This window comes from Bradyrhizobium sp. ORS 375 (assembly GCF_000239775.1).
Lineage (GTDB): Bacteria > Pseudomonadota > Alphaproteobacteria > Rhizobiales > Xanthobacteraceae > Bradyrhizobium.
This window is the reverse complement of sequence record NZ_CAFI01000497.1, coordinates 39,906-51,738: the sequence shown is the minus strand read 5'-3', so window position 1 is coordinate 51,738 and position 11,833 is coordinate 39,906. Positions and strand designations below refer to the sequence as shown.

Genomic DNA, 11,833 nt, shown 5'->3' with positions numbered 1-11,833 from the left:
GGCCGCTTTTTGTTCCGGGCATTGGAACCACAAAGGAATACCGGCGTTCTGATCACGGCGGAATTCGTGATGGGGGGAGGTTTGCCGGACCAGCGGCATTCATTGACTGATGATGGGCTCGGCCTCGCCGAGCGCGAGCGGCTGTTTTCAGGCGGCAGCGAGCTTGCGGGATTGATGCTGCGGCTCGACTGGGCGAGCCCGTCGATCGGGGCGCCCGAACATTGGCCGCAAAGCCTGAAGACGGCCGTCAGGATCATGCTCACCTCGCAGCAGCCGATCTGGATCGGCTGGGGGCGGGAGCTGATCTACCTCTACAACGATGCCTACAAGGCCATCATCGGCGGCAAGCATCCCTGGGCGCTCGGCCGGCCCACGTCCGCGGTCTGGCACGAGATCTGGGAGGACATCGGCCCGCTGCTGGCGAAGGCGAGCGGCGGCGACCAGGGGACCTATGTCGAGGCGCAGCTCCTGATCATGGAGCGCAACGGCTTTCCCGAAGAGACGTACTACACGTTCTCCTACAGTCCCATTCCCGACGATGACGGCTCGCCGGGCGGAATCTTTTGCGCCAACACCGACGACACCGAGCGCGTGATCAGTGAGCGTCAGCTGTCGTTGTTGCGCGCGCTCGCCAATGCCGGAGCCGAGGCGCGCAGCGTCGGCCAGGCCTGTGCGAGCTGCGCACGAGCCCTGGCCCACGAGCCGCGCGACCTGCCCTTCGTCATGATCTACCTGACCGAGCCCGACGGCGAGACGGCGCGGCTCGAAGCCTTGACCGGTATCGCGCGCGAGCATGCCGCCGTTCAACCGAGCTTGCGGCTTCTCTCAGACGGACCATGGCCTCTGGCCGAGGCGCTGCGGCTGCAGTCGGCGGTGCTGGTCCGCGATCTTCCGCAGCTGTTCGGCGTCCCGTTCCCGAGCGGCGGCTGGCGTCAGCCGCCGCAGCAGGCCGTGGTGATGCCGATCCCCTCGTCGGGCGAGAGCGGGCAGGGCGGCTTCGTCATCGCGGGGCTCAATCCCTTCCGTCTTTACAACGAGAGCTACGCCCGCTTTATCAATCTCGTCGCCGGGCAGATTGCCGCCGCGGTCAGCAACGGCGGCGCCTATGAGGCTGAGCGACGCCGCTCCGAGGCGCTGGCGGAGGTCGATCGCGCCAAGACGGCGTTCTTCTCCAATATCAGCCACGAATTCCGCACCCCGCTGACGCTGATGCTGAGTCCGCTCGAGGACATGCTCGCCCGTGACGAGGGCGCCATCGCCCCCGAGGAGCGATCGGTCCTGAACCTGGTCCACCGCAACGGCCTTCGTCTGATGAAGCTCGTGAACACGCTGCTCGACTTCTCTCGGATCGAGGCCGGCCGCATGACGGCGAGGTTCGAGCCGGTCGATCTCGGCGCGCTGACGTCCGAGCTCGTCTCCAACTTCCGCTCCGCGACCGACCGCGCGGGCCTGCGGCTCGTTATCGAGACTGCGTCTCTCCCCGAGCCGGTCCATGTCGACCGCGACATGTGGGAGAAGATCGTGCTCAACCTGGTCTCCAATGCTTTCAAGTTCACCTTCAAGGGCGAGATCGCAGTCTCGATCGGCGTGTCGGCCGACCACCGACATGCCGAGCTCAAGGTACGCGATACCGGCACCGGCATTCCACCCGCCGAGCTGCCGCATCTGTTCGAGCGCTTCCGCCGCATCGAGGGCGCGCGTGGGCGCTCCTTCGAAGGCAGCGGCATCGGTCTTGCGCTGGTGCAGGAGCTGGTGAAGCTCCATGGGGGCGAGATCACGGCCGAGAGCGAGCCCGGTCGCGGCTCGGTCTTCGCCGTGCGCATTCCGCTCGGCGCCGCGCATCTGCCGGCAGGCCAGCTCGGAACTGCGCGAGACGAGGCCAACACCACCCGGCGTGCGCAAGCCTATATCGACGAGGCGCTGGGCTGGATCAGCGGCGATGCTCCGCCCGATCGTCCGCATCCGTCCTCGCCCGATGATCTCGGCTTTCAGACGATCCCGATGTCGGGGCGCGATCGTGTCGTGCTTGCCGACGACAATTCCGACATGCGCGACTATGTGCGTCGGCTGCTCGGCGACGACTACGAGGTCGAGGCCGTCGCCGACGGCGTGGCCGCGCTCGAGGCGATTCGCCGCAATCGTCCCGATCTGGTCGTGACCGACGTGATGATGCCGCGGCTCGACGGCTTCGGTCTCCTCAAGACGCTGCGTGGCGACGCTCAGCTGCGCGACATTCCCGTCGTGATCCTGTCGGCGCGTGCCGGCGAGGAGGCGAAGGTCGAGGGCCTCGATGCCGGCGCCAGCGATTATCTCAGCAAGCCGTTCAGCGCGCGCGAGCTGCTGGCGCGCGTGCGCGTCAACATCGATCTCGCGCGGGTCCGGCGTGCGGCCGAGACCACGTTGCGCGATCTGAACGAGCAGCTGGAAACGCAGGTCTCGGAGCGCACCGCGGAGCTGCAGGCCAAGGAGGCGCGGCTGCGCACCATCTTCGAGGCGAGCTACACCTTCCAGGCGTTGCTGTCGTCGGACGGCACGCTGATCGACGCCAACGCGACCTCGCTCGAGGCGATCGCCGCGCCTTTGGACGAGGTCGTGGGGCAGCCGTTCTGGGAGACGCCGTGGTTTGCCGGCACCTCGGGCATGCCCGAGGTGATCAGGTCGCTGGTCGGTGCGGTCGCCCGCGGCGAAGAGGCGCGACAGGAGCTGCACCTCGACCTGCCGGTCGGCGGCTGGCGCTGGTTCGATTTTCAGATGCGCCCGGTGCGCGACGACACGGGGCAGGTCGTCGCCATCGTGCCCGAGGCGGTGGAGCAGACCGAGCGGCGCAAGGCAGAGGAAGCCTTCCGCCAGGCGCAGAAGATGGAGGCGATCGGCCAGCTCACCGGCGGGGTCGCGCATGACTTCAACAATCTTCTGACCGTGATCCGGTCCTCGGCGGACCTGTTGCGTCGGCGCCAGCTGTCGCCCGAGCGCATGCGCCGCTATGTCGACGCGATCTCGGATACCGCGGACCGCGCGGCCAAGCTGACCGGACAACTGCTCGCTTTCGCACGTCGTACGCCGATGGAGCGCCAGGTGTTCGACGTGGCCGGGCACATCGAGCAGATCGAGGACATGCTGCAGACCGTGCTCGGCGCGCCGGCGGTGATCGAGCTCGATCTGCGGTCGCGCCCACTGCCTGTCGACGTCGATGTCAATCAGCTTGAGACCGCGCTCGTGAACCTCGTCGCCAATGCACGTGACGCGATGAACGGCCGGGGTGTCCTGACCATCCGCGGCGACCGCGTTCAACAGCAGGGGGCAGGCGGAGCGCAGCAATTTGTGTCGATCGCCGTCAGCGACACCGGATGCGGCATCGCGGCTGATCAGATCGACCGCATCTTCGAGCCATTCTTCACGACCAAGGGGGTCGGGCGCGGCACCGGGCTCGGCCTGTCCCAGGTCTACGGCTTCGTCCATCAGTCAGGTGGCCGTGTGCTGGCGGAAAGCGAGATCGGCAAGGGCACGACATTGACCCTGCTGCTGCCGCTCACGTCGAAGCCGCTGGGACAGCGTGAGCGCGGCGACGACAGCTCCGAGATGCCCGCCGCGCGCTGGAACGTGCTGGTCGTCGAAGACAACCCCGAGATCGGCGAGTTCTCCACCCAGCTGCTCGAGGATCTCGGCTATCGCACCGTGCTGGCGCGCAGCGGCCTCGATGCGCTGCGCCTGATCGATGACAATCCCGATGGCTTCGACCTGGTGCTCAGCGACGTCGTGATGCCGGGAATGGACGGCGTCACGCTCGGGCAGGAGATCAGGCGGCGGCTGCCGCTGATTCCGATCGTGCTCAACAGCGGCTACAGCGATGTCCTGGCCGATGGCGACCGCCACGGCTTCAGCCTCATCCATAAGCCCTATTCGGTGGACGAGCTGTCGCGCGTGCTGCGTCAGGTCATGGCTGCGCGCGGCGCGGGTCCGTCGCCGGCGGCGTCCGGATAGATCCACAGCCGATCGTCCCCCGGTCTTCGTGCATCGCGTTCCAGGCTTGAACGTGTCTGCCGCGCCGGAGTAGCTTCGCCCGCTGGGGGACGTCAGAATGGCGTGTGTGGAACTGTTGCCGGGCGAAAGCCGGTCGTTGCGGTGGGCGTACGCCGTGATCGTCGGCATGGCGTTGCTGATCAGCGGCAGTGCGGTCGCCAAGGACCAGAAGGACGAGGAGGACGACAAGGACGCGTCGTCAGCCGGTCTCAGCAATATCTACATCGATTTTCGCACGAACTATGCCTATGTGCCCGGCGGGTCGCTGTCGACCGGTCTCGGCGACGCGTCCTTGTTCGGCACGCTGTCGCAGCTCGCGACCCTGCGCAAGCTGCTCGAGCGTCCGACCTTGCCGGGACGTCCGCAGCTCACGGCTCCGACGAACCAGGGCATCGGCGTCGACGTTCCGCTCACGGTGGATCTCGGCGAGGCGCTGTCGCTCTATGGCGGGTTCACCGGCAGCGCGTCCTACAATGGCCTGTCCGGCTGGTCGGACGTCGCCGTGACGAGCTGGTTCCTCGGCTTCCAGGCCGATGTCTATCGGCAGAACGGTGGCGTGCTCCCGACCTTGACGCTGCAGTCGACGCTGACGCGCTCGGTGCCTGACGCCCCCTTGGCGACGACCTCGTTCAACACGGTCCTCGAGGCCAAATACGCGGTCGACCCTGACGAGATGCGCGGCTGGCTGGCGGGCATCCAATATACGCACACCGAGATCGACACTGTGCTGGCGCGGATCGGAGACACCACCGCCGGCTATGTCGGCGGCTTCTATCAATGGGACAACAATTGGAAGCTCACCGCGCGGGTCGGACTCCAATCATTCGGCGGTGCGCAGCTGCTCGCCCTCGCGCCGATCGCATCCTATACGCAGCCGCTGGTGAGGCTCGATCTCGATCGCATGGACGATGACGACAATCGGCTGTTCGGCGTCACCGCGCAGATCGCCTGGGCGCCAAAGCCGGTCTATCAGCTGACCGTGCGGACGCCGCTCTACGCGGTCAAGAACTGATCGGGCAGGTCGCTATCGCATGCTGACGAACTTGCCCCAGAGGCCGGCGAGCACCGCGCTCGTCATCATGTAGTGGGGCTTGTCGCAGAACAGGCTGCCGACCTGGCAGACATCGGCACCGACAGCTCCGAGCTGGTGCTCGCCGGCCGCGTAGAACAAGGCGGACAAGGCGGCCAGGACGACAGCGACCACATACATCATAAGCCTCCTTTCGGCTCAGCCCGGCGGGCTGCGAGATGAACTAATCGAATGGCCGCGCCTTTGCGCGCTTGACACGTCGGGCAAATCAGGCGCATTTTCCCATCGTCGCAGAAATCATAGAGCCCGCGCCGAAACACGGCAGCGGGCTTTTTGTTTGATCAGGCCGGAATTTGTGCGGCGGTTATCGAACTCGCAAACTCCAATCGCCACCTTTCGATCAAATTTGACACGTCGGGCAAATCACTGACATATTGCCAATATCGAAATATCCGAAATGGCGATGGCCAACGACGCGACAATCGCGGGCGCTCGTTCGGGAAATGCCGCGCGTGACCGCTCCTGGATCGCGCCGTTGCGCCATTCGGCAACGTGTTCACTCCTTGTCATCCAGATATTGATCGTCTCGCGCGAACGGGGCGGTCGCGGGCATGGCGATCGTCGCCGCGCCCGCAGCGGTCCCTCGTGCGAGGGATAGGGTTCGCGCCCGAAGCGATCGCGTTGGCCGCGATCCGCCGCGCCATTCTCTTTTTTCAACGATCAGGAGATGACGATGACCGCCATTCTGATTTCACTTGCCGTGGTCGGGCTCGTCGCGATTGCCGCCGCCGACGCGCTGTCGTGATCACGTCCCACCTCGATCTGCAAAGCTCCGGAAACGACCATGTCGAAGACGATCACCGAAATCCGCTCAATGGCGCGCAGCCACACCAAGACAGCGATCAACACGCTGGTCGGTGTGATGCGCTCGACCAAGGCCACCCATGCCGCGCGCGTGTCGGCCGCCAACGCCATCCTCGATCGCGGCTGGGGCAAAGCGCCTCAGGCGCTGCAAAATGGCGAGGATGGCGCGCTGGAGCTGATCCATCGCATCGAGCGCGTGATCGTGCATCCGGAAGATTCCGATGACGAGCAGGAGAGCTGACGAAGCAGGAATCGCGTTACTACTGGTTCGTTCGCTCGATGTTGACGGTCGAGTTTTTTTGTTCTACCTTTGTTCTGGGAGCGCACCCCGCGCGTCTGTTGGTTGATGCTTCGACGGCATAGTTGAGGATGAAATCGCCGGCCACAGCCCTCTTGCTGAAAGAACTGACCGACTTCTACGGTTCTGCCGAATGCTTGAAAGCGGCCGATCGAGGACAAGATCGCAAGCCTCGGGTTCGGCGTCGCGGGGCGTCCGTCGTCCTTGCTGGCTGCCGTTGACAATTACTGTGAGCGCTGATGTTCTATCTTCGTTCTGAGCGGAGTATCGGTCCGCGCAACTCTGTCGCCTTGCAGTCATCTCAAGGTCGACGGCCGCGAAGTGATGATGGTCGCGGTGAGGGTCGCACGGCAGTAGCTTGCAAGAGTTGCGACGGAAGAGGAGGGGAGTTGTGCGGCTCAACAAGGGAGGGCTGATCGCTTCGGCTCTCTACGTCGTGCATTTTCTGCTGTTCAGCTGCCTGTCTTACTTCGCCAGCTTGAAGGCGAGCGTCTTGTTGGCTGAAGCGGCTGTTCTCCCGGCCGGGGTTGATCCTTGGTTGGGTATGGCCAGCCCTTGGTCTCCAGGATCCGCCCTTCGGCACAGAGAGTTGGATGAACAGCTATCGCTTCTATGCTCCCGTGAGCCTGGTCATCTCCTACCTGTTCGGATGGATGCTCCATACGATCTGGCGTCTGCTTGTCAGATACGTTGGGCCGGGCCTTGAGCAGATCGACACTGTGTTGATCAAGCGACTCAATCGCGATTAGTCGCACGCCGCGAACACGCGTATGGTTGCGATGTCGATGCGGCGGCAAGCGCCGGCTCGCGCAATTTGCATGGGCCGATGCATCTATGCTCGCGCCTCTTGCGGTCGCTCGACTGACACGACGAGGAGCTGCCAGCGGCGTTTGTCCGGATCGCCGGGCTGCCGCCCGGCACGCGACATCGCGGGCGAAGCATTTTACCCGAACATTTCTCAGGAAAGCGGACGCGACGATGGCTGCTCGACACGCGCTCACCTTTCAGATCAACCCCAGTTTGCCCGGTCACGCCGCCGTCGTGGTCAGCGATCCGACCGGGCAGCTGTATGCTGGCTTCGGTCCGCAGCACCATGGCTCGATGTCAGACCAAGGAAAATTTGACGCTCATTGGATGCAGAACGGAAAAGCGCCACCGAACGACTTTTCCAGCGTCGCGGATGACGGTCAGTATGCGACATTCACGATTCCCATCACCAAAGCCAGGCCGATCTCGCCCGTGAGGAGATCGCGAAGATCGGGGCCGAACCTCTCTTGTACAATGGCTGGGATCTTGCCCGTTTCGCGCAAGATCCCCGGATTTGTACTACGATCGTGAACAGGATCCCCGAAGCGGCAGGCGTTGGAAAACACCTCTACCCGGTGCCACAAGCCAATTATGAGTATCTCTCCGATATCGCCGACACGCTTGCCAAGGATCCGAAAGCGCAGCGATTGGCTCGAACGGGATTGCCGATCCCTGAAGCCCTGCGCGGTCTTCAGAAGGATTACGTATATGTCGGCGGCGGTGCCGATACGCCCTCCGAGCGATTGGGACGATTTCCCGCTGGCTCGGCCGACAACGAGGGGCCTGTAGCAACTCCATCCTTCCACGAGCGTTTTGGAGATGCGATCGATCCAAAGGCCGGAGCGGCCCTGCCAAGCTGGGTCGAGCCCGGGCTCGTGACCGCGGACAAGAGTCAGCCCGTTCGCCGTCTCCGATCGCGGCAGGCGACGCCGGCTGGCCCCTCCGTCTTTGATTCCGGGGCTCCGCCCGTGCCCTTTCTGTCGTCCCCGAGGACGGCTCAACCGCCTGACAGCAGCAGGTGATCATTGTCGACATTGAAGATCCCCACCGCGAAAGTGTTCGAGCCGCTGCTGGCGCCTGCGCGCTACAAGGGCGCGTTCGGCGGCCGCGGCTCGGGCAAGTCGCATTTCTTCGGCGAGCTGCTGGTCGAAACCTGCCAGGCCGAGCGCGGCACGCTCGCGGTCTGCATCCGCGAGGCGCAGCGGACGCTGGCGCAATCATCCAAGCGGCTGATTGAAGACAAGATCGCAAGCCTCGGTCTCGGCCAGGGCTTTCGTCCGTTCAGCGACCGGATCGCGACGCCCGGCGACGGGCTCATCATCTTTCGCGGCATGCAGGATCACACCGCGGAATCAATCAAGTCGCTGGAGGGATTCCGCATCGCCTGGATCGACGAGGCGCAGACCCTGAGCGCGCGCTCGCTGTCGCTGCTGCGGCCGACCATCCGCGCGCCGCGCTCGGAGCTGTGGGCGAGCTGGAATCCGCGCCGCAAGGCGGACGCCGTCGATGATTTTCTGCGCGGCCGCAAGCCGGAGGGGGCGGTCGTGGTGAAGGCGAGCTGGCGCGACAATCCGTGGTTTCAGGCGGTGCTGGACGAAGAGCGGCGGCTCGACCTCTCGCTCTATCCGGACCGCTATGAGCACATCTGGGAGGGCGACTACGTGCGTGCGTTCGAAGGCGCCTATTTCGCCGACCTGCTGGCGCAGGCGAAGCGCGACGGGCGGATCGGCAAGGTGGCGGCGGACCCGCTGCTGCCGCTGCGGGCCTTCATCGACATCGGCGGCGCCGGAGCGACCGCCGACGCCTTCACGATCTGGATCGTGCAATGGGTGAGCAATGAGATGCGCGCCGACTTCCAGCACTTGCGACGCTGGCGCAAGAGCGTGGAGCAGGCGCAGAGCTATACGTTCAAGGCAGTTATCACCGTCATCGCCACCGGTCTCGTCGGTGCGATCTGGCTCGGCGTCAAAGTCGTGCTCGGAAAGTGATGTCATGCCGAGCCGTGTCCTGGCATCGGCGACGCCGCTTCCTCATCCGCGAGGTCGATGCGTACGAGCCCGACATCATCGAGACCTTGAAGGATCTTCATGCGCGCACCTTCCTCGACCGGGCGCCTCTGCCGGATTTTGAAATCGGTCATTGGTGGATGGCGACGGAACTGGGACGAGCCACCGCCTTTGCGGGTCTTATTCCGTCCGCGCTCGGTGACGGGATCGGCTACCTCGCACGGGTCGGCGTTCTCCCGGAGCGTTGCGGCTATGGCCTTCAGCGCCGCATGATGCGTGCGATCGAGCAGCGCGGACGGCGTTCCGGCCTGTATTGCATCGTGTCGGACACGACAGACAACATCGTCTCCGCGAACAACTTCATCCGCTGCGGATATGCGCTGTTCCAGCCCGCACGGCCCTGGGCATGGCGCCACTCGCTCTACTGGAGGAAGTTGATCCGCTCCTGAGTTGTGCGTCACGCTGCGTCGCAGCAGAGGCCGCATATGGGGCGGAGTTGCATCGGGGCTGTTGTTGCTGGTGCGATTGAGCTAACCATGCTCTGTCCGTGGCTCGCGAGCTGATGATCGAGCCTCGCATTGAGCGATCGCCTGAGACGATCGACCGAAGGGAGGGGATCCTGGATGCCCATGGAAGTGGCGCTGCCAGATCGGAAGTCGCGTCCCGCAGACGCGCCGGCGGCTTTGTCCGGTCTGCTCGTGATCGATTTCACGCGTGTCGTTGCCGGACCGGCGTGCACCCAGACCTTGGCGGACTTCGGTGCCGAGGTGATCAAGATCGAGCAGCCGATCAGAGGCGACGATACCCGTGCTTACGAGCATGCCGAGCTTGGCGGTGAAAGTGCAGCCTTTCTCAGCCTGAATCGCAACAAGCGAGGGATGGTGCTGGATCTCGCGGTCCCGGAAGCGAGAGACATTGCGCGGTCGCTGATCGCCAAGGCTGACGTCGTCGTGGAGAATTTCTCGTCTCACGTCATGGAGAAGTATGGACTCGACTATCCGACGGTGTCGAGCACCAATCCGGGACTGATCTATTGCTCGATCTCGGCCTACGGCCGGACCGGCCCGTTTGCGTGGCGATCGGGTTTCGATCCGATCACGCAGGCCGAGAGCGGCTTCATGTCGCTCAATGGTTTTCCCGATGGTCCGCCGGTGCGGACAGGTCCTCCGATCGTCGACTTCGCCACCGGCATGTCGGCCTGCAATGCCATCCTGCTCGCGCTGGCGGCACGGCAGCGCCTGGGCCGGGGACAGCACGTCGAGGTGGCTCTGTTCGACATGGCCCTGGCGCTGATCGGCTTTTCCGGGATGGCCTATCTCATGAATGGCGTGAATCCCGCGCGGACGGGGAACTCGCCCAACGACTCGCCGACGGTCGGGGTGTTCGAAGCGTCGGATGGCCCGCTGTATGTCGCCTGCGCCAACGATCGGCTTTACCATCGCCTGGTGACGGAAGTGCTTGGACGTCCGGATCTCCTGGGCGATCCGCGCTTCGCCACGAGGAAGGCGCGCTGGACCAACCGCACCCAACTGCGCGGCATCCTGGCCGAGATTTTTGCGACCGACCGGATGGAGGTCTGGATCTCTCGCATGAATCAAGCCGGGGTTCCAGTCGGCCGCGTCAGAACGGTAGCGCAGGCCTTCGAGGCACCTGAGGTGCGGGCGCGCGATCGGACCTGTCGCATTCCGCACCCGACGGCAGGCGCCATACCCAATATCGAGCCGGCAATCACCATGCAGATGACGCCGGCCGTCGTGCCCACTGCGGCGCCGCGGCTGGGCGAGCACACCGCCGGTGTTCTGCGCGAAAGGCTGGGATATTCCGAGCAGGAGATCGAAGCGCTCCGCGAACGGGGCGCCTTCGGACCAAACGATTCGCGCGCACAAGCCCTAGGCGGCACCAGATAGTTGGCGAATCAGCGCCGCCCGACTGGACGAGCGGCAGCCATCGATCGTCAGCTTGCTTTGGCCATGTCCTCGTCTTCTGGCGAGTTGAGATACATGCCCGACATTGTATCGACCCAGCACAGGTGATCGTGAACCTTCCTCACGCCCGCAACGTTCTCAGCAGCCACGATGGCCGCCTGCCGTGAACGTTCCTCGGTGATGACGCCGCTCAGATGAACGATGCCGTCCTTGACGATGACGGACAATCCGAACGGGCACCAATCGTTTTTCTCGATGGTGTCGATGACCCGGTTGCGGATGTGATCGTCATCGGCGGTCGGGTCCGGAACTTGTCGACCGAGCGAGGCGACGGCCTGCAGCAGGTTGGCGCGCGACACGATGCCGACAACCTGCTCGCCCTTCACCACCGGCAATCGCTTTACATGGTTCTTCTCCATGATCTCGACGATTTCCGCCAGTGCAGCGTCTTCCGTAATGGTCAAAGGTGACTTGGTCATCACCTCCGCGACTTTGCGCCCGTGCTCGTGAACGAAGTCGGCGGCTGATTTCCCGGGGCCCAGGATGAAGCGCAGCCAGCGGCCGCGCTTGCGCCCCGTGCCGATCTCGGTCCGCCGGATGAAGTCGCCTTCGGAGACAACGCCGACCAGCTTGCCGGTGGCATCCACCACCGGAAGGCCGCTGACATGGCGCTGAAGCATGATGTTGGCCGCATCCACAATCGGGGTGTCCGGAGTGACGGTGATGACTGGACGGGTCATGATCTGATGGGCGCGCATGGTGAACTCCAGTGTCGTGGTTTGATTGACGGTAAGCCGCCGGCCAAGTCGTGAATTGACCCAGGTCAAAGAGCAGCTTGCTCGGTCATTGATGCAGCTCAAGGTCTGGGCGCCACCAGTGAGCT

Annotated in this window: 9 protein-coding genes and 1 pseudogene; 7 read left to right on the top strand and 3 right to left on the bottom strand. The window is 64.3% G+C overall.

The window, feature by feature from the left end; translation table 11 throughout:
* Positions 1-69 precede the first annotated feature (69 nt).
* Both BRAO375_RS35240 and BRAO375_RS35235 read left to right on the top strand, forming a co-directional pair.
* Positions 70-3,981: an ATP-binding protein gene (locus BRAO375_RS35240; RefSeq protein ID WP_064742437.1), complete on the top strand. Its 3,912-nt coding sequence runs from the start codon at positions 70-72 to the stop codon at positions 3,979-3,981.
* Between the two features lie 97 nt (positions 3,982-4,078).
* On the top strand, positions 4,079-5,032 hold the full coding sequence (locus tag BRAO375_RS35235; RefSeq protein WP_009032197.1) for a hypothetical protein: 954 nt from the start codon (positions 4,079-4,081) through the stop codon (positions 5,030-5,032).
* Positions 5,033-5,044: 12 nt separating this feature from the next.
* Here the strand turns inward: BRAO375_RS35235 and BRAO375_RS35230 are convergent, their stop codons facing one another.
* Both BRAO375_RS35230 and BRAO375_RS38315 read right to left on the bottom strand, forming a co-directional pair.
* Positions 5,045-5,230: a hypothetical protein gene (locus tag BRAO375_RS35230; protein WP_009032196.1), complete on the bottom strand. Its 186-nt coding sequence runs from the start codon at positions 5,228-5,230 to the stop codon at positions 5,045-5,047.
* A 540-nt stretch (positions 5,231-5,770) separates the two neighbouring features.
* Entirely contained in the window at positions 5,771-5,911 is a 141-nt protein-coding gene (locus tag BRAO375_RS38315) for a hypothetical protein (protein ID WP_175345416.1), read from the bottom strand.
* Here BRAO375_RS38315 and BRAO375_RS35225 point away from each other — a divergent pair.
* The 5 genes and pseudogenes from BRAO375_RS35225 to BRAO375_RS35200 all read left to right on the top strand — a co-directional run bounded on the left by BRAO375_RS35225 (position 5,895) and on the right by BRAO375_RS35200 (position 10,932).
* Positions 5,895-6,155: a hypothetical protein gene (locus BRAO375_RS35225; RefSeq protein WP_009032194.1), complete on the top strand. Its 261-nt coding sequence runs from the start codon at positions 5,895-5,897 to the stop codon at positions 6,153-6,155. The genes BRAO375_RS38315 and BRAO375_RS35225 overlap by 17 nt on opposite strands.
* Positions 6,156-6,805: 650 nt before the next feature.
* Positions 6,806-6,961 (top strand): hypothetical protein, encoded by a 156-nt coding sequence (locus tag BRAO375_RS38815; protein WP_009032193.1) that lies wholly within the window; start codon positions 6,806-6,808, stop codon positions 6,959-6,961.
* 1,113 nt (positions 6,962-8,074) lie between these two features.
* A pseudogene (locus BRAO375_RS38980) lies at positions 8,075-8,596 on the top strand (phage terminase large subunit); the annotation flags it as partial.
* Between the two features lie 410 nt (positions 8,597-9,006).
* Entirely contained in the window at positions 9,007-9,474 is a 468-nt protein-coding gene (locus BRAO375_RS35205; RefSeq protein WP_009032190.1) for a GNAT family N-acetyltransferase, read from the top strand.
* A 174-nt stretch (positions 9,475-9,648) separates the two neighbouring features.
* Positions 9,649-10,932 (top strand): CaiB/BaiF CoA transferase family protein, encoded by a 1,284-nt coding sequence (locus BRAO375_RS35200; RefSeq protein ID WP_009032189.1) that lies wholly within the window; start codon positions 9,649-9,651, stop codon positions 10,930-10,932.
* 47 nt (positions 10,933-10,979) lie between these two features.
* Here BRAO375_RS35200 and BRAO375_RS35195 read toward each other — a convergent pair whose 3' ends face one another.
* A complete protein-coding gene (locus tag BRAO375_RS35195) occupies positions 10,980-11,708 on the bottom strand; it encodes a CBS domain-containing protein (protein WP_009032188.1) in 729 nt (242 codons plus the stop codon).
* Between the last annotated feature and the right edge of the window lie 125 nt (positions 11,709-11,833).

Coding starts and splice junctions, on each gene's coding strand:
- BRAO375_RS35235 (WP_009032197.1), top strand. CDS start 4,079: ATGGCGTGTGTGGAACTGTTGCCGGGCGAAAGCCGGTCGTTGCGGTGG.
- BRAO375_RS35195 (WP_009032188.1), bottom strand. CDS start 11,708: ATGCGCGCCCATCAGATCATGACCCGTCCAGTCATCACCGTCACTCCG.
- BRAO375_RS35240 (WP_064742437.1), top strand. CDS start 70: ATGGGGGGAGGTTTGCCGGACCAGCGGCATTCATTGACTGATGATGGG.
- BRAO375_RS35205 (WP_009032190.1), top strand. CDS start 9,007: ATGTCATGCCGAGCCGTGTCCTGGCATCGGCGACGCCGCTTCCTCATC.
- BRAO375_RS38815 (WP_009032193.1), top strand. CDS start 6,806: ATGAACAGCTATCGCTTCTATGCTCCCGTGAGCCTGGTCATCTCCTAC.
- BRAO375_RS35200 (WP_009032189.1), top strand. CDS start 9,649: ATGCCCATGGAAGTGGCGCTGCCAGATCGGAAGTCGCGTCCCGCAGAC.
- BRAO375_RS35230 (WP_009032196.1), bottom strand. CDS start 5,230: ATGTATGTGGTCGCTGTCGTCCTGGCCGCCTTGTCCGCCTTGTTCTAC.
- BRAO375_RS35225 (WP_009032194.1), top strand. CDS start 5,895: ATGTCGAAGACGATCACCGAAATCCGCTCAATGGCGCGCAGCCACACC.